The 20,014-nt window shown below is 74.4% G+C and carries 19 protein-coding genes; 10 read left to right on the top strand and 9 right to left on the bottom strand.

The window, feature by feature from the left end; all coding sequences use genetic code 11:
- Positions 1-57: 57 nt before the first annotated feature.
- The 5 genes from DEJ43_RS10110 to DEJ43_RS10090 all read right to left on the bottom strand — a co-directional run bounded on the left by DEJ43_RS10110 (position 58) and on the right by DEJ43_RS10090 (position 6,248).
- On the bottom strand, positions 58-1,806 hold the full coding sequence (locus tag DEJ43_RS10110) for an ABC transporter ATP-binding protein (protein ID WP_015033248.1): 1,749 nt from the start codon (positions 1,804-1,806) through the stop codon (positions 58-60).
- Positions 1,803-2,915, bottom strand: a complete 1,113-nt coding sequence (locus DEJ43_RS10105) for an energy-coupling factor transporter transmembrane component T family protein (RefSeq protein ID WP_015033247.1) — start codon at positions 2,913-2,915, stop codon at positions 1,803-1,805. Before DEJ43_RS10105 ends, DEJ43_RS10110 begins: the two co-directional genes overlap by 4 nt.
- On the bottom strand, positions 2,912-3,592 hold the full coding sequence (locus DEJ43_RS10100; RefSeq protein ID WP_015033246.1) for an SCO2322 family protein: 681 nt from the start codon (positions 3,590-3,592) through the stop codon (positions 2,912-2,914). The genes DEJ43_RS10105 and DEJ43_RS10100 overlap by 4 nt, the downstream gene beginning before the upstream one ends.
- Positions 3,589-4,836: an SCO2321 family membrane protein gene (locus DEJ43_RS10095; RefSeq protein WP_015033245.1), complete on the bottom strand. Its 1,248-nt coding sequence runs from the start codon at positions 4,834-4,836 to the stop codon at positions 3,589-3,591. Before DEJ43_RS10095 ends, DEJ43_RS10100 begins: the two co-directional genes overlap by 4 nt.
- A gap of 350 nt (positions 4,837-5,186) precedes the next feature.
- Entirely contained in the window at positions 5,187-6,248 is a 1,062-nt protein-coding gene (locus tag DEJ43_RS10090; RefSeq protein WP_015033244.1) for a Strvi_7410 family MBL fold metallo-hydrolase, read from the bottom strand.
- Between the two features lie 122 nt (positions 6,249-6,370).
- Between DEJ43_RS10090 and DEJ43_RS10085 the strand changes: the two genes are divergently transcribed.
- From DEJ43_RS10085 to DEJ43_RS10070, 4 genes are all read left to right on the top strand, one after another.
- Positions 6,371-7,834, top strand: a complete 1,464-nt coding sequence (locus DEJ43_RS10085) for an aldehyde dehydrogenase (protein ID WP_015033243.1) — start codon at positions 6,371-6,373, stop codon at positions 7,832-7,834.
- Complete coding sequence (locus tag DEJ43_RS10080; RefSeq protein WP_041662327.1) at positions 7,834-8,067, top strand: ferredoxin; 234 nt, start codon at positions 7,834-7,836, stop codon at positions 8,065-8,067. Before DEJ43_RS10085 ends, DEJ43_RS10080 begins: the two co-directional genes overlap by 1 nt.
- 161 nt (positions 8,068-8,228) lie before the next feature.
- The gene (locus tag DEJ43_RS10075; protein WP_145953695.1) at positions 8,229-8,822 is read left to right on the top strand and encodes a hypothetical protein; all 594 of its coding nucleotides are present in this window, start codon (positions 8,229-8,231) and stop codon (positions 8,820-8,822) included.
- A gap of 99 nt (positions 8,823-8,921) precedes the next feature.
- Positions 8,922-9,470, top strand: a complete 549-nt coding sequence (locus DEJ43_RS10070; protein ID WP_015033240.1) for a hypothetical protein — start codon at positions 8,922-8,924, stop codon at positions 9,468-9,470.
- Between the two features lie 56 nt (positions 9,471-9,526).
- Here DEJ43_RS10070 and DEJ43_RS10065 read toward each other — a convergent pair whose 3' ends face one another.
- Positions 9,527-10,165, bottom strand: a complete 639-nt coding sequence (locus DEJ43_RS10065; RefSeq protein ID WP_015033239.1) for a TetR family transcriptional regulator — start codon at positions 10,163-10,165, stop codon at positions 9,527-9,529.
- Between the two features lie 207 nt (positions 10,166-10,372).
- Between DEJ43_RS10065 and DEJ43_RS10060 the strand changes: the two genes are divergently transcribed.
- The 4 genes from DEJ43_RS10060 (at position 10,373) to DEJ43_RS10045 (ending at position 14,251) form a co-directional block, all read left to right on the top strand.
- The gene (locus DEJ43_RS10060; protein WP_015033238.1) at positions 10,373-11,707 is read left to right on the top strand and encodes a glycosyltransferase family 4 protein; all 1,335 of its coding nucleotides are present in this window, start codon (positions 10,373-10,375) and stop codon (positions 11,705-11,707) included.
- Positions 11,708-11,753: 46 nt separating this feature from the next.
- Positions 11,754-12,488, top strand: a complete 735-nt coding sequence (locus DEJ43_RS10055) for a class I SAM-dependent methyltransferase (protein WP_015033237.1) — start codon at positions 11,754-11,756, stop codon at positions 12,486-12,488.
- The gene (locus tag DEJ43_RS10050) at positions 12,485-13,576 is read left to right on the top strand and encodes a prenyltransferase/squalene oxidase repeat-containing protein (RefSeq protein ID WP_015033236.1); all 1,092 of its coding nucleotides are present in this window, start codon (positions 12,485-12,487) and stop codon (positions 13,574-13,576) included. The genes DEJ43_RS10055 and DEJ43_RS10050 overlap by 4 nt, the downstream gene beginning before the upstream one ends.
- Before the next feature lie 123 nt (positions 13,577-13,699).
- Positions 13,700-14,251: a hypothetical protein gene (locus DEJ43_RS10045; protein ID WP_015033235.1), complete on the top strand. Its 552-nt coding sequence runs from the start codon at positions 13,700-13,702 to the stop codon at positions 14,249-14,251.
- 18 nt (positions 14,252-14,269) lie between these two features.
- Here DEJ43_RS10045 and DEJ43_RS10040 read toward each other — a convergent pair whose 3' ends face one another.
- From DEJ43_RS10040 to DEJ43_RS10030, 3 genes are all read right to left on the bottom strand, one after another.
- A complete protein-coding gene (locus DEJ43_RS10040; protein ID WP_015033234.1) occupies positions 14,270-15,280 on the bottom strand; it encodes an LLM class F420-dependent oxidoreductase in 1,011 nt (336 codons plus the stop codon).
- Between the two features lie 311 nt (positions 15,281-15,591).
- On the bottom strand, positions 15,592-16,458 hold the full coding sequence (locus DEJ43_RS10035; RefSeq protein WP_015033233.1) for a hypothetical protein: 867 nt from the start codon (positions 16,456-16,458) through the stop codon (positions 15,592-15,594).
- A gap of 111 nt (positions 16,459-16,569) precedes the next feature.
- Positions 16,570-17,493: an N-acetylmuramoyl-L-alanine amidase gene (locus DEJ43_RS10030; RefSeq protein ID WP_079179224.1), complete on the bottom strand. Its 924-nt coding sequence runs from the start codon at positions 17,491-17,493 to the stop codon at positions 16,570-16,572.
- 777 nt (positions 17,494-18,270) lie between these two features.
- On the opposite strand from DEJ43_RS10030, the gene DEJ43_RS38040 reads away from it, so the two are divergent.
- Both DEJ43_RS38040 and DEJ43_RS38035 read left to right on the top strand, forming a co-directional pair.
- A complete protein-coding gene (locus DEJ43_RS38040; protein WP_244322128.1) occupies positions 18,271-19,482 on the top strand; it encodes a hypothetical protein in 1,212 nt (403 codons plus the stop codon).
- Positions 19,412-20,011 carry a hypothetical protein gene (locus DEJ43_RS38035; protein WP_244322127.1) on the top strand — a complete coding sequence of 200 codons (600 nt, stop codon included), beginning with the start codon at positions 19,412-19,414 and terminating at the stop codon, positions 20,009-20,011. Before DEJ43_RS38040 ends, DEJ43_RS38035 begins: the two co-directional genes overlap by 71 nt.
- Positions 20,012-20,014: the final 3 nt, after the last annotated feature.

The raw sequence follows: 20,014 nt of genomic DNA, 5'->3' as shown, positions 1-20,014 counted from the left end.
CGCCGCTCGCCTTCCCGCCGCGCTCGCCCGCCGGTCCGCCCGCCTTGGTTGTTTCGCTCACCGCAGTGCCTCCGCCACCTGCTCGACCGTGAGCCACGGCTGCGGGGCCAGGATCTTCGCGACCTGCGGCGAGAACGCCGGGGAGGAGACCACCACCTCCGCCGTCGGGCCGTCCGCCACCACCTCGCCGTCCGCGATGATCACCACCCGGTGCGCCAGCTCCGCCGCCAGCTCCACGTCGTGCGTCGCGAGCACGATCGCGTGCCCCTCGGCGGCGAGCGTACGGAGCCGGGCGACCAGCCGGGCCTTCGCCGCGTAGTCCAGGCCCCGGGTCGGCTCGTCCAGGAGCAGCAGGGGCGGGCGACCGGTCAGGACGACGGCCAGCGCGAGCGCGAGCCGCTGCCCCTCCGACAGGTCCCGGGGATGGGTGGCGTCCGAGACCCCCGGCAGCAGCTCGGACACCAGCGCACGGCACGTCCCGGGCTCCGCGCCCGCGTCCGCGTCGGCCGCGACGCACTCGGCCGCGACGGTGTCCGCGTACAGCAGGTCCCTCGGCTCCTGCGGTACGAGGCCGACCTGCCGGATCAGCTCCCGGGGGCTGGTGGCGTGCGGGGCCCGGCCGGCGACGCGGACGGTGCCGGAGGTGGGGGCGATCATGCCGACGAGGGCGGAGAGCAGGGTGGACTTGCCGGCGCCGTTGCGGCCCATGAGGGCGATGGTCTCGCCCGCCTGGACCCGGAGGTCGACGCGACGGAGCGCCTCGACGCGGCCGCGGCGGACGGCGAGGGCGTCGGTCAGGACGAGGGGAGTCGTGGCGGGGGCCGGGGCGGGGGTGCGGCGCCGCTTGAAGGGGTTGATTCCCCCACCCCGCCCCTTCCCGAAACCAGGGGCTCCGCCCCCGGACCCCCGCGCCTCAAACGCCGGCGGGGCTGAATTTTCCGGCCCGTCCGAACCCCGGTCCTCAAACGCCGGACGGGCTGGATTCCACGTCCGCCCCTCCAGCTCCGCCTTCAGGCCCCCCGCCCGCCGTCGCGCGTCCCGCACCGTGAGCGGCAGCGGGTCCCAGCCGGCCAGGCGTCCGAGGCCCACCACGGGCGGATGCACCGGCGACACGGCCATGATCTCGGCGGGGGATCCCATCACGCCCTCCGGCAGCGTCAGCACCTGGTCCGCGTACTGCACGACCCGCTCCAGGCGGTGCTCCGCGAGGAGGACCGTCGTGCCCAGGTCGTGGACCAGGCGCTGGAGCACCGCCAGGACGTCCTCCGCCGCCGACGGGTCCAGCGCGGACGTCGGCTCGTCGAGGACCAGGACCTTCGGGTGCGGGGTGAGGACGGAGCCGATCGCGACCCGCTGGCGCTGGCCGCCGGAGAGCGTGGCGATCGGGCGGTCGCGGAGTTCGGCGAGGCCCAGCAGGTCCAGGGTCTCCTCGACGCGGCGCCGCATGACGCCGGGCGCCAGGCCGAGGGACTCCATCCCGTACGCCAGCTCGTCCTCGACCGTGTCGGTGACGAAGTGCGCGGACGGGTCCTGCCCCACCGTGCCGACCAGGTCGGCCAGCTCACGCGGCGGATGCGTGCGGGTGTCGCGGCCGTCGACGGTGACCCGGCCGGTCAGGGTGCCGCCGGTGAAGTGGGGGACGAGGCCGGAGACCGCGCCGAGGAGGGTCGACTTGCCGACCCCGGACGGTCCGACGAGCAGCACGAGCTCGCCCTCGGGGACGGTGAGGTTCACGTCCCGCAGGGTGGGCTCGTGTCGCTCGTCGGCCCCCTCGTATGTCACCGAGACGTTCTCGAAGCGGATCACGTCTTCTCCTTCGCGGGGGGTACGGGGGCCACGAACGCCGGCACCAGGCCCACCAGGACCGACACCGCCGGCCACAGCGGCAGCTCCGGCGCCTCCAGCGGGACGACCCCCGGGTGCAGTTCCTCCGGCGCGTACGCGTTCGCCCAGATCATCAGGACCGCGACCGCCACCCCCGAGCCCGCGACCAGCCAGGCCCGGGCCCCCCAGCGGTCCGGCCGGTAGCGGGTGCGGACCGTGCGGCGGCCGCCGAGCCGCAGCCCGGCCATGGCCGCGAGCAGCCCGGCGCCGAGCAGCGGCAGCCCGTACCCCGCGCCCTCCGCCGCGAGCAGCCCGTACGAACCGGCGCAGACGCCGAGGAGCCCGCCCAGGGTCAGGACGTTCGTGGTGCGCCGTACCGAGGCCGGGACCCGGGCCGTCCGCCCGTAGCCGCGCGCGTCCATCGACGCCGCCACCGCGATCGACCGTTCGAGGGCGCCCTCCAGGACCGGCAGGCCGATCTGGAGGACCGCGCGCACCCCGCCCGTGGGGCGGCCGCGCAGCCGGCGGGCGGTCCGGAGCCGGGCCACGTCCGCGACCATGTTCGGCGCGAAGGTCATCGCCACGACGACGGCGACCCCGGCCTCGTACAGCGCGCCCGGCAGCGACTTGAGCAGCCGCGCCGGGTTGGCGAGCGCGTTCGCCGCGCCCACGCAGATCAGCAGGGTCGCCAGCTTGGCACCGTCGTACACCGCGAAGACGAGCTGCTCGGCCGTCACCCGCCCGCCGATCCGTACCCCCTGCGCCCAGTCGGGCAGCGGCACCTCGGGCAGCGTGAACAGCTGGTGCGTCCCGGGGATGGGGGAGCCGAGGATCAGCGAGAACACGACCCGCAGCGCCACCACGAACAGGCCTAGCTTGACGAACGCGCCGTACGAGCGCGCCCAGGGCGCGTCCGTGCGGCGGGCCGCCACGACATAGCCGGCGACCCCCACGAGCAGCCCGAGCAGGAGGGGGTTCGTCGTGCGGGAGGCGGCGACGGCGAGGCCGAGCGCCCACAGCCACCACGCGCCCGCGTGCAGGGCGTTGGCCCGGTCCGCCTCGGGCGCACGGAGGGCGACGCGCAGGTTCATCCGCGGCGGCGGGCCTTCCAGACCGCCGCCCCGCCCAGCGCCAGGACGGCCGCGCCGCCGACGAGCACGCCGAGCGACGGGCCCCCGCCGCCTTCGCCGGCGGACGCCGAGGCGCTCGGCGCGGCCGACGCCGCGGCCTGGTCGCCGACCGGTTCGCCGCAGCCCCGCGCCGGGTAGCCCGCGATGCCGCACAGCATGGCCGCGCTGTCGTACCGCAGCGGCTTCGCCACCGCCGCGAGCGCCTCCGCGCCCGTCGCGTCCTCGCGGACCTGCGCGCAGCCGACCTTGATCAGCTTCTCGGGCGGGGTCTCGCCGGGCGGCGCGTCCGCGGGGCCGCCGAAGTCGACGACGACCGCGACCCGCTTGGTGCCGTCCTTCTGCGCCACGCCTCCGCAGATCCCCGGGAAGTCGGGGGTGACGGTCGGCTGGGAGGTGTCGTTCGTGCCGTTGCTGATCGCGAAGCGGAAGCCGATCGCGTCGCCGTCCGCGGGGCGGGCGGTGGCCGGGCCCTGGGTGGCGTACGCCCACGGCTTGCCGCCGGCGCTCTCCCAGAACGACCAGTAGCGGTAGCCGGCCGCCTGCGCGGGGGCCGCCGCGGCGACCACCCCGGTCAGGGTCAGCAGCGCCCCGGCCGCGGCGCCCGCGACCCGGGCGCCGTTCCTTCTCGCGAGGGTCACTTCTTGCGGCCGCTCACGAGGAAGCCGATGCCGACGCCGACGACCATGCCGATGCCGATGATCCACCAGACGTCGAAGCCGCCCTCGTCGTCGCTCGTCGAGGAGGCCGAGGTGTCCGGGGTCTTCGGCGCCGGGCCGGTGGCGTTGAGCTGCTCCACCAGGTCCGCCGTGCCGAACTCGCGCGGGTCGGTGTCGGTCGCGCGGGCCGCCAGGATCAGCTGGGCGTACGCGGCCGGGCCGCCTTCCTTCGCCCAGGCGGCGGAGTTCTTCTCCAGCCACTCCAGGGCGGGCTTCGCCTCCTTCGCGGCGCCGGACGCGGCGAGCGCGACGACGGCGTCGGCGGTGTTGCCGACGTCGGGCTGCTCGCTGGTGTCGGTGGCGCCCGGCATCGGCGGCAGGTTCAGGTGACCGGTCTTGGCGAGCGCCTTGGCGAGGTAGGAGGCGCCGTTGAGCGAGGCCCGCTCGATCGTCGGCTTCGACAGGTCGTTGCAGACCGGCGGCTGCTCGGGGGAGGCCTTGGTGGCGACGACGCCCTTGCCGAGCCCGGCGAGGGTGGCCGCGGCGGTGGCGTCCGCGTTGGCGAGCAGCTTGCCCGCCTTGTCCGGCTGGTACGCGAAGGCGCCCGGGCCGGCCTTGTCCGAGCAGGGCAGCGCGAAGGTGAGGAGCGCGTCGTACGGCGTGCGGCCCTCGGCCGAGGTGAACGAGGCCGGCCGGGCGCCCGTCGCGGCGAGCGCGCCGATGACGACCGAGGTGGAGTTGGCGTCGCTGGCGCCGCCGGGGTTGTAGCCCCAGCCGCCGTCCTTGTTCTGCACGCTCCGCAGCCAGTCGCTGCCCGCCTTGACGGCCTTGTCGGCCTTCTCGGGGAAGGTGGACTGGTTCCGGACCGCCTGGAGCGCCTGCACGGCGAGCGCGGTGGCGTTGGTGTCCCGCATGGTCTTCGCGTCGCAGGGCGCCTTGTCGTCCGCGCGGAACGAGCTGAACGAACCGTCCTCGCACTGCTGGTCGAAGAGCCAGCCCACGGCCTTGTCGGAGGGCTGGAAACCGGCGGCGCGCTGGGCGAGGAAGGCGAGGGACTGACGCCAGACACCGTCGTACGTCGGGTCCTTCGTGCCGTACAGGCCGTCGGGGATCGTGACGGGCGAGGGGGAGGGGGACGGCGCGGCGGTGGCCGCTCCGGCCGCTCCGGTGCCGAGCAGGGCGGTGGCGGCGGCGAGCGCGGCGGCGCCGCGGCGGACGGTGTTCATGGGGCCCTCTCCTGCGGCCGGGCACCGGCACGCCTCTGGGGCACCAGGCTCCGGCTCCGTATTCCTCGACGGTGCCGGCGGTCACGTCCCGGACGGGGCCTTCCGACTCGCGTCTCCCGGCGGGGAGCGCTCACGGGCCGGGGTGTCCCCTGCTCGAGCGGAGCCGAGAGCTTGGGGAGGGGTCAGGGCCGGATTCGCACCGGCTTCCCCCCCGTACGGGCATGATGACGACCCGCCCACTCTACCGGCCCGTACGCCCGCCGCCCGGGCGGGTGCGAGCCGCCTCACACCGGCCGCCCGGGCGGGTGCGAGGCGCCTCACACCGGCCACCTCGGCGGGTGCGAGCCGCCTCACACCGCCACGTACGCCACCGGCTCCGTCCCCGGCACCGCCTCCGCGCGGCCGAGTTTCACCAGGCGGCGGACGTGGGCCTCGGCCTCGCTGACGGCGATGTTCCGGGAGCCGTAGGGGATCTGGTCCCAGGGGCGGTTCCACTCCATCCGTACGGCGAGCTGCCAGGGGGTGAGCGGGGTGGCGAGGAGGCCGAGGAGACCGGTGAGCCGTTCCTCGTGGTGGTCGAGGAGTTCCCTGACCCGGCCCGCGGCGTCGGTGAAGGAGTGCTGGTGGGCGGGGAGGACCTCGGCGACCCCGAGGCGCCCGATCCGTTCGAGGGAGTCGAGGTAGTCGCCGAGGGGGTCGGTCTCGGTCGCGTCGTCGGGGTCCTCGTAGAGGCCGATGTGCGGGGTGATGCCGGGCAGCAGGTGGTCGCCGGAGAAGAGCCGGCCGTGGCCGGGCCGTCGGGCGGGGTGCTCCTCCTCCAGGTGGAGGCAGACGTGGCCGGGGGTGTGGCCGGGGGTCCAGATGGCGCGCAGCCGCCGGCCGGCCAGGTCGAGGAGTTCGCCGGGGACGATCTCGCGGTCGGGGAGGGCGGCCCGCAGCCCGGGGAGGGTGCGCGTCCGGCCCGGGGCGCGGGCGGCCCGCAGCGGGGCGAGGTGGTCCTCGGGGGCGCCGACGGCGGCGAGTTTGCGGGCGAGGTAGTCGAGCCAGGTGCCCGGCTCGGCCTCGCGGGTGCGGCGGACGACGGCGGTGTCGGCGGCGTGCATGGCGATCCAGGCCCCGGACTCCTCGCGGACCCGTCCGGACAGGCCGTGGTGGTCGGGGTGGTGGTGGGTGATGACGACGCCGTGCACGTCCCGTACGGAGAGCCCCAGCGCGTCGAGGCCGGCGGTGAGTTCGGTCCAGGAGTCGGGGTCGTCCCAGCCGGTGTCGACGAGGACCGGGCCGCGGTCGGTGTCGAGGACGTGGACGAGGGTGTGGCCGAGCGGGTTGTCGGGGATGGGCACCCGGAGCGCCCAGACGCCTCCGCCGTGCTCGGTCACCCGGGGGGCGGGTCCCTGCGTGGATCCCTGCATGGGTTCCTCATCTCTCCACGGCGGTACGGGGTGCGTGCCTGAACCGTTGCCCATCATAACTAGAACTGGTATCAGTTCTGAGGCATCGTCAGGGAATTCATCTCCTCGTGAAGGCGGCGGTCATGACCGAGCTTGTGGAGCACGGAAAGCTGTTCATCGGCGGGGAGTTGACCGACCCGCTCGGCGCGGACGTCATCGAGGTCGTCTCCCCGCACACCGAGGAGGTCATCGGCCGCGTCCCGCACGCCTCCACCGCCGACGTCGACGCCGCCGTCGCCGCCGCGCGCCGGGCCTTCGACGAGGGGCCCTGGCCGCGGATGACGCTGGAGGAGCGGATCGCGGTCGTCGGCCGCATCAAGGACGCGATCGCCGTCCGGCACGAGGAGATCGCCCGCTCCATCAGCGCGCAGAACGGCTCCCCGTACTCCTGGTCCGTGCTCGCCCAGGCGCTCGGCGCGATGATGGTGTGGGACGCGGCGATCACCGTCGCCCGCGACTTCACGTACGAGGAGCGGCGCGGCGGCGTCCTCGGGCCGCTGCTCGTGCGGCGCGAGCCGGTGGGGGTGGTCGCGGCCGTCGTCCCGTGGAACGTGCCGCAGTTCACCGCCGCCGCCAAGCTGGGGCCCGCGCTGCTCGCGGGCTGCACGGTGGTCCTCAAGCCCTCGCCGGAGTCGCCCCTCGACTCGTACATCCTGGCCGACATCGCCACCGAGGCCGGGCTGCCCGAGGGGGTGCTGAGCATCGTGCCCGCCGACCGCGAGGTCAGCGAGTACCTCGTCGGCCACCCCGGGATCGACAAGGTGTCCTTCACCGGCTCGGTCGCCGCCGGCAAGCGGGTCATGGAGGTCGCCTCCCGCAACCTCACCCGCGTCACCCTCGAACTCGGCGGGAAGTCGGCCGCCGTGATCCTGCCGGACGCGGACCTCGCGACCGCCGTCGCCGGGATCGTCCCGGCGGCCTGGATGAACAACGGCCAGGCGTGCGTGGCCCAGACCCGCATCCTCGCCCCCCGCTCGCGGTACGAGGAGATCGCCGAGGCCTTCGCGGCGGCGGCCGGCGCGCTGGTCGTCGGCGACCCGCTCGATCCGGCCACCCAGGTCGGCCCGCTGGTGGCCCAGCGGCAGCAGCGGCGTTCGCTCGACTACATCCGGATCGGCCAGGACGAGGGCGCCAAGGTCCTCGCGGGCGGCGGCCGCCCGGCCGGGCTCGACCGGGGCTGGTACGTCGAGCCGACCCTCTTCGGCGGGGTCGACAACTCCATGCGGATCGCCCGCGAGGAGATCTTCGGCCCGGTGATCTGCCTCCTGCCGTACGGGGACGAGGCCGAGGCCCTGCGGATCGCGAACGACTCCGACTTCGGGCTCAGCGGCAGCGTCTGGACCGGCGACGTGGAGCACGGCGTCGACTTCGCCCGGGGCGTCCGCACGGGCACCTTCAACGTCAACACCTTCAGCCTCGACATGCTCGGCCCGTTCGGCGGCTACAAGAACTCCGGCCTGGGCCGGGAGTTCGGCCCCGAGGGCCTCGGCGAGTACCTGGAGCACAAGATGATCCACCTGCCCGCCGGCTACGAGGGCGGCGCGTGATGGGAGACCGCTGGCACGTCGAGGTCGACCGGAGCGTCTGCATCGGCTCCGGCATGTGCGTCAACCACGCCCCGGACGGCTTCCGCCTCGACACGGCCCGCCAGTCGCACCCGGTGGAACCGGAGTCCGACGCGGGCGAACGCCTCCTCGCGGCGGCCGAGGGGTGCCCGGTGGAGGCCATCACGATCACCCTCGCGGACGGCGGGGAACCGGTGTTCCCCCCGGAGGAGTAGCCGGCTGCCCCGCCCCGGCTGCCCCGGTTCGGCGGCCCCGACCGGCTGTCCCGGCCCGGCCACCCCCGCCCGGTTCGGCTCAGGAACCGCCGTGACCTGCGCGTACCGCGTGTGTGAGACTCCCTCGGCACATGTACACAGGCGCAGGGAGCGGGGCAGTCATGCGGGGTCGGGGCAGCGGGTGGGTGACGGTCGCGGGAGCGACGGCGGCGGTGGCCCTCGTGGCCGGGTGCGGGACCGGCGCGGGTACCGGGGGCGGGGCCTCCGCCGCTTCGGCCTTCGGCCGCGAGGAGGCGCAGGCCGAGATCGTCGCCGCCGTCGAGACGTCGGGGCTGCCGAAGTCCGGCCGCGCGGGAGCCGGCGCGACCCCCACGGCCGCCACGCCGCGTCCCACGCCGTCCACGGAGCGGGAGCGGCTCGAGGAGCGGGCCGCCGCCTGCACCGCCGCCTGGCAGTACCTCGGCCCGTCCGTCGACGGGGTGAAGGGCGCCTTCGAGAAGGCGGTCACGGCCCTCGCCGGCGAGGACTGGGTGCAGGGGGAGCGCCAGGTGGAGAAGCTCGACGAGAAGGGCGGCAGCACGGTCCAGATCACGCTCAGGAAGCGCGGCTGGGTGTTGTACGCCCGGCACGTCGGCTCCGGAGGGTCGATGGACATGGAGATGGTCTCGCTGCAGGCGACGGAGACCGCGTGCTGGAACCGGTTCACCGAGGAGGAGCAGAAGACCCTGTTCGGGGAGGACGCCGAACAGGGCTGAGGAAAAGCCCTGTTGCGTACGCGGTCCGTTTCCACGTGCAAAACTGTGCCCTTGAAAACGGGGGCAACAGGCCTTCGTGCGTGCGTATTCGGGAGTGTTGTGCGCAAGGCGATGGTGGCGGCCGCGGCCGCCGGTGTGGTGCTGCTGGTCGCGGGCTGCGGGAGCGAGGGCGGTGCGGACAAGGGCGGTTCGGCGTCCGGCGGTTCGTCCTCGGCCGGCTCGTCCACGACGGGCGGCTCGGGCGGTTCGAGCGACGGGCGGCTCACCGTGGCCGCGGTCACGAAGGAGCTCACCGACGCGGCGACGGGGGCCGGCTTCACCCAGGACAGCTCGGGCGACCCGGTGCCGGCCGAGGCCAAGGAGTGCATGGTCAGCTGGACGGCCGACGCCGAGAAGGCGAAGGACCCGGCGAAGTCCTACACGGACACGGTCGCGACCCTGACCAAGGGCGGCTGGAACGAGGAGCGGAGCTCCGGGCAGGGCGGCTCGGTGATCAAGTCCCTGAAGAAGAGCAGCTGGCAGCTCCAGGCCAGCAACCACTCCGCGGGCCCGCTGAAGCTCGTCATGTTCGTCGCCGTCGACAGCGGCCCGGACTGCGCGGCCGCCCTCGCGGAGGCCAACGCCAAGGCGGGAGCCAAGACCTCCTGACCCGCGGCCGCCCGCGCCCCCGGTGGACCGGCCGCCGGGGGCCCGGGCGGGACGGCTCAGCTCGCCGGGGAGTCCGTCCCCGGGGACGGTGCCGTCAGGTCGATCAGCCGGCAGACCGTCTCGATGTCGATCTTCACCTGTGCGATCGAGGCGCGCCCCGAAAGCCAGGTGATCAGCGCCGAGTGCCAGGTGTGCTCGATCACCCGCACCGCCGACAGCTGCTCAGGGGTGGGGTGCTCCGCGCCCATCGCGTCCAGGATGATCGCCGTCGTCAGCCGCGAGACGGTGTCCACCTCGGGGCTCACCCCGCGGTCCGCGAAGGTCAGCGCCCTGACCATGGCGTCGGCGAGCTGCGGCTCGCGCTGGAGCGCCCGGAAGGCCCGCATCAGGGTCTCCGCGACCCGGTCCGCCGGGTCCGCGCCGGCCGGCGGCCGCTTCCGCAGGGTCGTGTGCATGTGCTGGAGCTGGTCCTGCATCGTCGCGACCAGCAGATGGATCTTGGACGGAAAGTAGCGGTACAGCGTCCCCAGGGCCACCCCGGCCGCTTCGGCCACCTCCCGCATCTGCACGGCGTCGAAGCCGCCGCGGGCCGCGAGCTGGGCGCTGGCGTTCAGGATGCGGCGGCGCCGCGCCTCCTGGCGCTCCGTGAGGGGCGGCGACGCCGGTCTGTGGTCCGCCCTGATGTCTGCGGTCATGAGGTCCCGTTCCGTGCGGTGGGGAGCGACAGTATGGCGGGGCCGGGGCCGTGGCGCGAATCACCTGTTCCGGCTCTCACCACGGAGCTACCTGCCGGTAGATTCTGTGGCTCTCGGACGATCGAGAACGATCAAGTCTGTAACTTGTTCTAGATTAGCGCGAGCGGTTACGCTCCGGCGAAACGCACGCTCGAAGGGGGTCGCGCAATGACCGCTGAGGCCATAGAGGCGAGCCCCCGACAGGGCGTCACCGCGACGGGCCGCGATCCGCTGCGGATCGCTCTCCTCACGTACAAGGGCAACCCCTTCTGCGGTGGCCAGGGCGTCTACGTCCGCCACCTCTCCCGCGAACTCGTCCGCCTCGGCCACCACGTCGAGGTCATCGGCTCCCAGCCGTACCCCGTCCTCGACGAGGGCGAGGACCTGGCGGGCCTCACGCTCACTGAGATCGCCAGCCTCGACCTCTACCGCTCCCCGGACCCGTTCCGTACGCCGAAGCGCGAGGAGTTCCGGGACTGGATCGACGGCCTCGAGGTCGCCACCATGTGGACCGGCGGCTTCCCCGAGCCGCTCACCTTCTCCCTGCGGGCCCGGCGGATGCTCGCCGCCCGCCGCGGCGACTTCGACGTCGTCCACGACAACCAGACCCTCGGGTACGGGCTCCTCGGCGGCCCCCGCGCGATCGGCGCCCCGCTGGTCACCACGATCCACCACCCCATCACCGTCGACCGGCAGCTCGACCTCGACGCGGCCGCCGACTGGAAGCGCCGCGCGTCCGTCCGCCGCTGGTACGCCTTCACCCGCATGCAGAAGCGCGTCGCCCGCCGCCTGCCGTCCGTGCTCACCGTCTCCGGCACCTCCCGGCGGGAGATCGTCGACCACCTCGGCGTCCGCGAGGACCGCATCCGGGTCGTCCACATCGGCGCCGACACCGACCTCTGGTCGCCCGACCCGGCCGTCGCCGAGGTCCCCGGCCGGATCGTCACCACCTCCAGTGCGGACGTTCCCCTCAAGGGCCTGATCCACCTGATCGAGGCGCTCGCCAAACTCCGCACCGAGAACCCCGACGCCCACCTCGTCGTCGTCGGCAAGCGCGCCGAGGACGGGCCGGTCGCCGCGGCGATCGAGCGGTACGGACTTGACGGGGCGGTCTCGTTCGTCAAGGGCATCAGCGACGCGGAACTCGTCGACCTGGTGCGGTCGGCGCAGGTCTCCTGCGTGCCGTCGCTGTACGAGGGGTTCTCGCTGCCGGCCGCCGAGGCGATGGCCACCGGGACGCCGCTGGTCGCGACGACCGGCGGGGCGATCCCCGAGGTCGCGGGCGCCGACGGCGAGACGTGCCTGGCGGTGCCGCCGGGGGACGCGGGGGCGCTCGCCGTCGCGCTGGGGCGGGTGCTGGGCGACGCGCAGCTGCGGGCGCGGCTCGGCGCGGCCGGGCGGGCCCGGGTCCTGGAGCGGTTCACGTGGGCCCGTGCCGCCCAGGGCACCGCCGAGCTGTACCGCGAGGCGGTGGCCCGTCAAGGCGCCGGGGCCCGCCGGTGACCCCTCGTCGCCCCCAACCATCCTCCCACCGCGAAAGGCAGACCTCGTGCTGACCGTCGACTTCACCCGCTTCCCGCTCGCCCCCGGCGATCGTGTGCTCGATCTGGGCTGTGGGGCCGGGCGGCACGCCTTCGAGTGCTACCGGCGCGGCGCCCAGGTCGTGGCCCTCGACCAGAACGGCGAGGAGATCCGCGAGGTCGCCAAGTGGTTCGCCGCCATGAAGGAGGCCGGGGAGGCCCCCGCGGGTGCGACCGCCACCGCGATGGAGGGTGACGCGCTCAACCTGCCCTTCCCCGACGCGTCCTTCGACGTCGTCATCATCTCCGAGGTCATGGAGCACATCCCGGACGACAAGGGCGTGCTCGCCGAGATGGTCCGCGTCCTCAAGCCGGGCGGCCGGATCGCGATCACCGTGCCCCGCTACGGCCCCGAGAAGATCTGCTGGACGCTCTCCGACGCGTACCACGAGGTCGAGGGCGGCCACATCCGCATCTACAAGGCGGACGAACTGCTCGGCAAGATCCGCCAGGCCGGCCTCAAGCCGTACGGCACCCACCACGCGCACGCCCTGCACTCGCCGTACTGGTGGCTGAAGTGCGCCTTCGGCGTCGACAACGACAAGGCGCTGCCGGTCCGGGCGTACCACAAGCTCCTGGTCTGGGACATCATGAAGAAGCCCGCCCTGACCCGGGTCGCCGAGCAGCTGCTCAACCCGGTCGTCGGCAAGAGCTTCGTGGCGTACGCGACCAAGCCCCACCTCCCCAAGGCCGACACCCAGTGACCTCACCCGAGCGGATCGCGGAACACCTCGTCCTGCCCGGGGTGCTCACCGCCGAGCAGGCCGCCGAGACCGTGGCCGGCATCCTCGCCGTCCAGCGCGAGGACGGCGCCCTGCCGTGGTTCCGGGGCCACCACCTCGACCCCTGGGACCACACCGAGGCCGCCATGGCCCTGGACGCGGCCGGCGAACACACCGCCGCCGCCCGCGCCTACGAGTGGCTCGCCCGCCACCAGAACGGCGACGGCTCCTGGTACGCGGCCTACCACGACGGCGAGCCCGACCAGGTCACCGACAGCGGCCGGGAGTCCAACTTCACCGCCTACATAGCCGTCGGCGTCTGGCACCACTACCTGTCCACCGGCGACGACGCCTTCCTCGACCGGATGTGGCCGACCGTATACGCCGCCGTCGAGTTCGTCCTCGGCCTCCAGCAGCCGGGCGGACAGATCGGCTGGAAGCGCGAAGCCGACGGCACCCCCGTGAACGACGCCCTGCTCACCGGCAGTTCGTCGATCCACCAGGCGCTGCGCTGCGCCCTCGCCATCGCCGAGGCCCGCGAGGAGCCGCAGCCCGACTGGGAGCTGGCGGCGGGCGCGCTCGGCCACGCGATCCGCAGGCACCCCGAGCGGTTCCTCGACAAGTCCCGCTACTCGATGGACTGGTACTACCCGGTCCTCGGCGGCGCGATCACCGGGCCCGAGGCGAAGGCGCGGATCGAGGCGGACTGGGACACGTTCGTCGTGCCCGGCCTCGGCGTGCGCTGTGTGGTCCCCAACCCGTGGGTGACCGGCGGCGAGAGCTGTGAACTCGCCCTCGCCCTCTGGGCGGTGGGGGAGTCCGACCGGGCCCTGACCATCCTCCAGGACATCCAGCACCTGCGGGCGGCGAACGGCATGTACTGGACGGGGTACGTCTTCGAGGGCGAGACGGAGAGCGACAAGGCCATGTGGCCCGAGGAGCAGACCAGCTGGACGGCCGGCTCCCTGCTGCTCGCGGTGGCGGCGCTCGGCGGCGAGGAGGCGACCGTGGCCGTCTTCGGCGGCGAACGCCTCCCGGCCGGCCTCGAACCGGACTGCTGCGGGACCTGAGGCGCCCTGGGGCAGGCGCCGCCCGTACGGGGGAGGGCGGCGGCACCCGTACGGAGCCGCCCCGGTGGCGGGGGCGCGGGGGCGGGGCGAGGCTGGCGCCACAAGCCCCAGGGAGGTCCTGTCGTGCCCAGAAGTCTTTCGCGCGGTGTCGTGGCGCTGCTGCTGTCGTGCACTCTGCTCATGACCACCGCCGCGTGCAACGACGGCGACGACACACAGAGCGCGAGCAGCGCCGTGACACCCACGAGTTCGGCCGGCTTCGAGCAGCAGAAGCTCGCCAAGACCCGGTTCGTGGCCAACGCGGGTCTGGCCGCGGGTGCCGCGTACCAGTGGATCGTGAAGCCCTACCGCGCGGGCAAGTTCAAGAAGGGCGCCGACGGCCGGACCTTCGCCCTGGTGAAGGCGGGTCTCGCGGGCGCGTTCACGTACAACCGGCTCAAGGCGGCGGTCAACAACGCCAAGGGCGACCCGCTGCTCTCGAAGGCGGTCGCGCCGCTCACCGCGGGGATCGACTCGCTCAAGGACCTCGGGACGAAGCTCCGCAAGGGCGAGGCCGGCGACGCCGACGTCGGCGCCTTCGAGAGCGTCATCAACAGCGTGAAGGACGCGGGCAAGAGCGCCGGCGCCGAGGTCGTCGACAAGGTGCCCAGCGCCTCGCAGCTCAGCGGCGGGTGACCGGCGGCCCAGTCGGGCTCAGGAGTTGAGCTCCGCGAGCAGGCGGAGCGTGGCAGGGTCCGGTGAGGTGACCAGGAGGTCCGTCACCGGGCCCCGCCGCCATGTCTCCAGCCGCTCCGCGATCCGCTCCCGGGGCCCGACCAGCGAGATCTCGTCCGCGAAGGCGTCCGGCACCGCGAGGACCGCCTCCTCGCGCCGCCCGGCCGCGAACAGCTCCTGGACGCGCCGGGCCTCCTTCTCGTACCCCATCCGTCCCATCAGGTCGGCGTGGAAGTTGCGGGCCGCGTGCCCCATGCCGCCGATGTAGAAGCCGAGCATCGCCTTGACGGGCAGCAGCCCGGCCGCCACGTCCTCGCAGAGCTGGGCGCGGACCATGGGGGCCACCAGGAAGCCCTCGGGGAGCCGCTCGGGCAGCGCGTACACCTCGGCCCAGCGCCCGGGCGACCAGTACAGCGGCAGCCAGCCGTCGGCGATCGCGAGGGTCTGCGCGATGTTCTTCGGCCCCTCGGCGCCCAGCAGGATCGGCAGGTCGGCCCGGAGCGGGTGGGTGATCGGCTTGAGCGGCTTGCCGAGTCCGGTGCCGTCGGGGCCGGTGTACGGGTGCGAGTGGTGGCGTCCTTCGAGCCGCACCGGGGCCTCGCGGCGCAGGACCTGGCGGACCACGTCCACGTACTCGCGGGTCGCCGTCAGCGGGGAGCGGGGGAAGGGCCGCCCGTACCAGCCCTCGACGACCTGCGGCCCCGACAGGCCGAGTCCGAGCATCACGCGCCCGCCGGAGAGGTGGTCAAGGGTGAGCGCGTGCATCGCGGTGGTGGTCGGCGCCCGGGCCGCCATCTGCGCGACGGCGGTGCCCAGCCGGATGCGGCTGGTGTGGGCGGCGATCCAGGTCAGCGCCGTGAAGGCGTCCGAGCCCCAGGCCTCGGCCGTCCACACGGAGTCGTAGCCGAGCCGCTCGGCCTCGCGGGCGAGGTCGAGATGAGCGGCGGAGGGGCCGCGGCCCCAGTAACCGAGGGCGAGTCCGAGGCGCATGCCCACACCCTTTCTGACGCTCCGTCAGTTCACGCGGATGCGGGGACTGTACGCCAACGGCCCCCCGCCCGGAAGGGATTCCGGGCGAGGGGCCGTCGGGGAGCGAACGCCGGGGAACGGGCCCCGGGGGTCGGCGGTGCGGGCCGGCAGGCGGTGGATCGGCGGTGCGGGACCGGCCGCGCGCGGGATGAGCCACGCTGGGCCGGCCGCGGCGTGGGATCAGCCGCGCTGGACCGGCCGCGGTGCGGGGTCAGCGCGCTCGACCGGCCGTGGCGTGGGATCAGTCGCGCTGGACCGGCCGCGGCGCGGGGTCAGCCGCGCTGGATGCCCGTCGTGTCCTGAAGGACGCCGCGACGGCCGTCCTGCGTCTGCGCCACCAGCGCGGCACCGCGCTGCTCGACCGCCAGGTACCAGGTACCCGGGGCCAGTTCGGCGATCGGCGCCTGCGAACCGTCCTCCGCGTACAGCGGACGGGCGACCGGCACCGCGAACCAGAACGGCGAGAAGTCCCCGGCCGGCTGCGCCTGCGGGGCCGGGGCGGCCTGCCCCTGCGGCTCGGACTGCTGGGCGGCCTGCGGCTGCGCGGCAGCGGCCTGCGCGCCGAACGGCTGACCCGCACCCTGCGAGGCGTCCTGCGGACCGCCGTACTGCGGGTGCTGCGCGCCCGGGTAGCCGTAGCCACCGGGGACGCCCTGCGGGCCGGGCTGGCCCGGCTGCATGCCGTACGGCTGCGGGGTGGGCGGCTTCGGGGCGCCGACGAGCGGGGCCTTGAGGGCCGGGACCATCGGACCGGCCACGGCCGCGCCGGCCAGGACCAGGGCGGCGATCAGGCCCAGGACCAGGCCCGCGCCGGCGTTCTCCGCCTCGAAGATCCACATGAGCAGGTTCCACGCGGCGGCGACGGTGAACGCGGCACCGACCTGGCCCAGGTCGAGCCCGGCCACCTTGAGGGGCTGCGGCAGGCTGCGGGAGAAGACGACGAGCGCCGCACCGGCGAGGCCGAGGAAGAAGGCGCCCCAGCCGAGGTAGGACAACTCCCAGGAGTTCGGGTTGTTCACCTGGTCGCAGATCGCCTCGGGGGCGTCGCAGCCGGAGATGCCGAGGAACGAGGCGATGAACAGCACCACCGCTGCACCGATCAGCACGCCATCGCCTCGGGTGAGGGAGCGGATATTCACGTAAGAGTCCTTCGTCGGGTCGTCGCGTCGGGGTGGCGCTCAAGGTCATGGCACGGGGGGCGGCACGGGGGCGGCCCCCATCGTACGGAGCGAATCTATCGCTCGCGGGTCCTACCCCTTGAGGTAGGTGGCGATGCCGTCCGCGATCCCCTGGGCCGCCCGCTGCCGCCACGCCGCCGACGTGAGCAGCTGGGCGTCCTTCGGATCACGCATATTGCCGCATTCGACGAAGACCTTGGGCACGGTTGAGAGATTGAGGCCGCCGAGATCGTCCCGTACGTCCAACCCTGTACCGGAACCGAGGTAGTTGGCGGGGGCCGTTCCGGTCGCGCGGGCGAACTGGGCGGCGATCCGCTCGCCCAGTTCGCGGGAGGGGCCGACGATCTTCGCGGTGTCGGCCGCGCCCTCGCGCACGCGTGCGGGCAGGATCACATGGAAGCCGCGGTGGCCCACGGCGGAACCGTCCGCGTGGACGGAGACGACGGCGTCGGCGCGGGCCGCGTTGCCGATCTTCGCCCGCTCGTCGATGCAGGGCCCCCAGGCGCGGTCGGCGTCGTGGGTGAGGACCACCTTCGCGCCGCGCGCGGTGAGGAGCTCGCGCAGCCGGCGGGAGACGTCGAGGGTGAACGAGGCCTCGGTGTAGCCGCCGTTCGTGGACGTGCCCGTGGTGTCGCACTCCTTGCGGTTCGTACCGATGTTCACCTTCTGGTCGATCTCGGACGAGTGGCGGAAATTGCCGGAGTTGTGACCGGGGTCGATGACGACGGTCCGCCCGGCGAGCGTGCGCGCCCCCGCCTGGACGCTCGGCCCGCCGTGCCCGGCCGTGGGACTCCCCTGCGGGGCGGGCGCGGTGGTGGTGGCGCCGCCGTTGGTCGTCCGGGAGGCCGTCGGGCTCTCCGCGGACTTCCCGCCCGGCGGCGACACCTCCGGCGCCCCACACCCGGCGAGCACGGCGCAGCAGCCCGTCGCGGCGAGCACGAGGGCGAGGGTACGGGGGCGGGCGCGGCGGGAGGTCTTCCGGTGGTCGTACGGCACCTGGCGACTCTAGGCCCTGCGTGGGGCGAAAACCGGTAGCGGGTACGTCGCAGGTTGGTCACCGGCTTCCCGGAACGGTGGACGCGTGTGAGGAGACCGTGAAGGGTAGGCCCATGAGGCGACGGTGGGGTGCCACCGCGCATGGGCCCACGAGGGGGAACCGTGGTGGGGGAAGAACCGAACGACGCACGTCCCGAGCCGTCCGACCGGCCTGTGGGGGACGACACATCGACCAGACCGGCAGGACCGGCGGACTCGTGGGGGAGCTCGAACGTGGAGGATTCGCCGGGAAGCCCGGGTAAGGCGGACTCGCCGGGGAGCCGGCATGTGGCGGACTCGCCGGGGAGCCCGCACGTGGCGGGCTCGCCGGCGAGTTCGGACGCGGACGTGGCGGACTCGTCGACGCGGATGCTGAAGGCGGCGTCTCCGGCACCGTCCGCGTCCCCGTCGGACGAGGGGCCCCGGGCCTCGGGGGGCGGGGCGCCTGGGGCGCCGGGGAGCGGGGGTGCGGCTTCCGGGCCGTCGGGCGGCGGGGCCGTGACGCCCGCGCCCTCGGGCGGCGGGGGTGCGGCCTCCGGGCCGCCGGACGGCGGGACGCTTGCTTTCGGGCCGTCGGTGGGCGGCGCTGCCGCCTCCGGGCCTCCGGCGGGCGGGGCTCCCGCCGCCGGGCCGTCGGGCGGCGCCGCGACGCCCGCGCCCTCGGGTGACGGGACTCTCGCTTTCGGGCCTCCGGCCGGTGGGGCTCCCGCCTCCGGGCCTGCGGCCGGTGAGGGTGCCGTGGGGCCCGCGCCCTGGGAGGCGCGGCCCTCGGCGGGCTTCGGCCCGCCCCAGGCCGCCGCAGCGGACCACCCCGCCGGCCCCACCGGTCCCGCGGCCTCCGGCCCCTCCGGCCCCGCCGCCTCCGGGCCCGGCGGCGGCGGGCCCGCCGTGGCGCCCGGCTGGGCCGGGGTGGGGGCGCCTCCGCCGCCGCCCGGGGCTCCGCCCGGCTTCGGGCCGCCGCCGGGCTTCGGGCCGCCGCCGCGCGGGGAGGCCAACCCGGCGCAGGCCGTCATGACCGGCCTGCTCAACCTCTCCTGCCTGGGCCTCGGTTACGTCCTCCTGCGCAACTGGATCGGCGCCGCGCTCTGCTGGATCGCCACCGCCGCGCTGCTCGTCCTGGCCCTCCCCGCCGACGTGGACGGCGTGCCCGTCGGCGTCCTCGCCGGATACGGCGTGTTCCTGCTGGCCGTCGCGGCCGACGGCGCCCGGCGCGGGCTGCGCGCGACCCTCCGGGTCGGCGCCTCCCTGCGGCGCCTCGCGCTGCCGCTCGCCGTCGTCCTGCTCGCCGTGCCCGCGGGCGGTTCGCTCGCGTACGGGGCGGCCCGCGACGAGGCCAGGGAGCAGGCCCTGCTCGAACGCCTCGCGGCCGCCGACGCGCTCGTGAAGTCCGCCGAAGGCCTCGCCTTCGACAAGGCCGAGCCGACCTTCCGCAAGGCCCTCGGCGAGTACGAGGAGCTGGGCACGAAGCACGCGGGCTCCCGCGCGGGGAAGCTCGTCCCCGCGCGCCTCGACAGCTACTTCGCGACGGTCTCCGCCCCGTACGCCGACAAGAAGTACTGCGAGGCCGTCCCGCAGCTCACGTTCCTGCGGGGGCTCCAGGGCACGTCCGACAAGCCTCCTGGGCACCCGGCCGGCCAAGACCGAGGACCCGCTGGCGCACTCGCTCTACGAGTGCGGCGCGGCCGCGCTCGGCGTCGCGACCTCCGACCCGGACGCCAAGGAGAGCTTCAGCACGCTGCTCACCGAGTTCCCGAAGTCGAGCTACGCGACCCGCGTCGCCCCCGCCGTCGAGGCGTCGGTCAAGACCCGCTCGGACGCGCTCGCCGGCAGCGCCGAGCCCTGCGACACGACCGCGGAGCTGCGCGTGATCCGCGCGTCGGTGAGCGGCATCACGGACCCCTCCCTCCAGAACGCCACCGAGCAGGCCGCCGCGGCGGTCCAGAAGGGTGACTTCGCCTGTGGGACGGACCAGTTCAAGGACAAGGAGTTCAAGGCCGCGCTCGACACGATGACGGCGTACGCCAAGGACTACCCGAACAGCCCGCAGGCCGCGCACGCGCGCTCCATCGCCATCGCCGCCGAGATCGCCGAGGAGGAGGCCGACGCGGGCCGGACGCTGCCCTCGGCCGACGTCCCCGGCGGTACGCGGATGGTGATGGTGGTGAGCAACGACGGCCCCGGCGAGGTCGAGCTGCTCTACACGGGTCCGATGACGGGCAAGATCACGCTCACCTCGTGCGGGACCTGCACCAAGTACCCCGGCCCGATCTTCTCGCAGGGCAAGAAGATCAAGGCCTGCACCGGTCCTGCCTCGAAGTACCCGAAGGCGACCCTGTGGCTGCCCGCGGGCGACTACCACTTCCTCCAGAAGCGGGCGTCGACCGGTACGTCCACGGCCGGTGACACCAAGTCGAGCAAGGCGAAGATCGAACCGGGCTACAGCTACACCAACTGCCTGTACGTGACGTCCGGGTACTGAGCC

Source organism: Streptomyces venezuelae ATCC 10712, assembly GCF_008639165.1.
GTDB lineage: Bacteria > Actinomycetota > Actinomycetes > Streptomycetales > Streptomycetaceae > Streptomyces > Streptomyces venezuelae.
The sequence above is the reverse complement of the archived record's forward strand: the minus strand, read 5'-3'. Positions and strand labels throughout refer to the sequence as shown.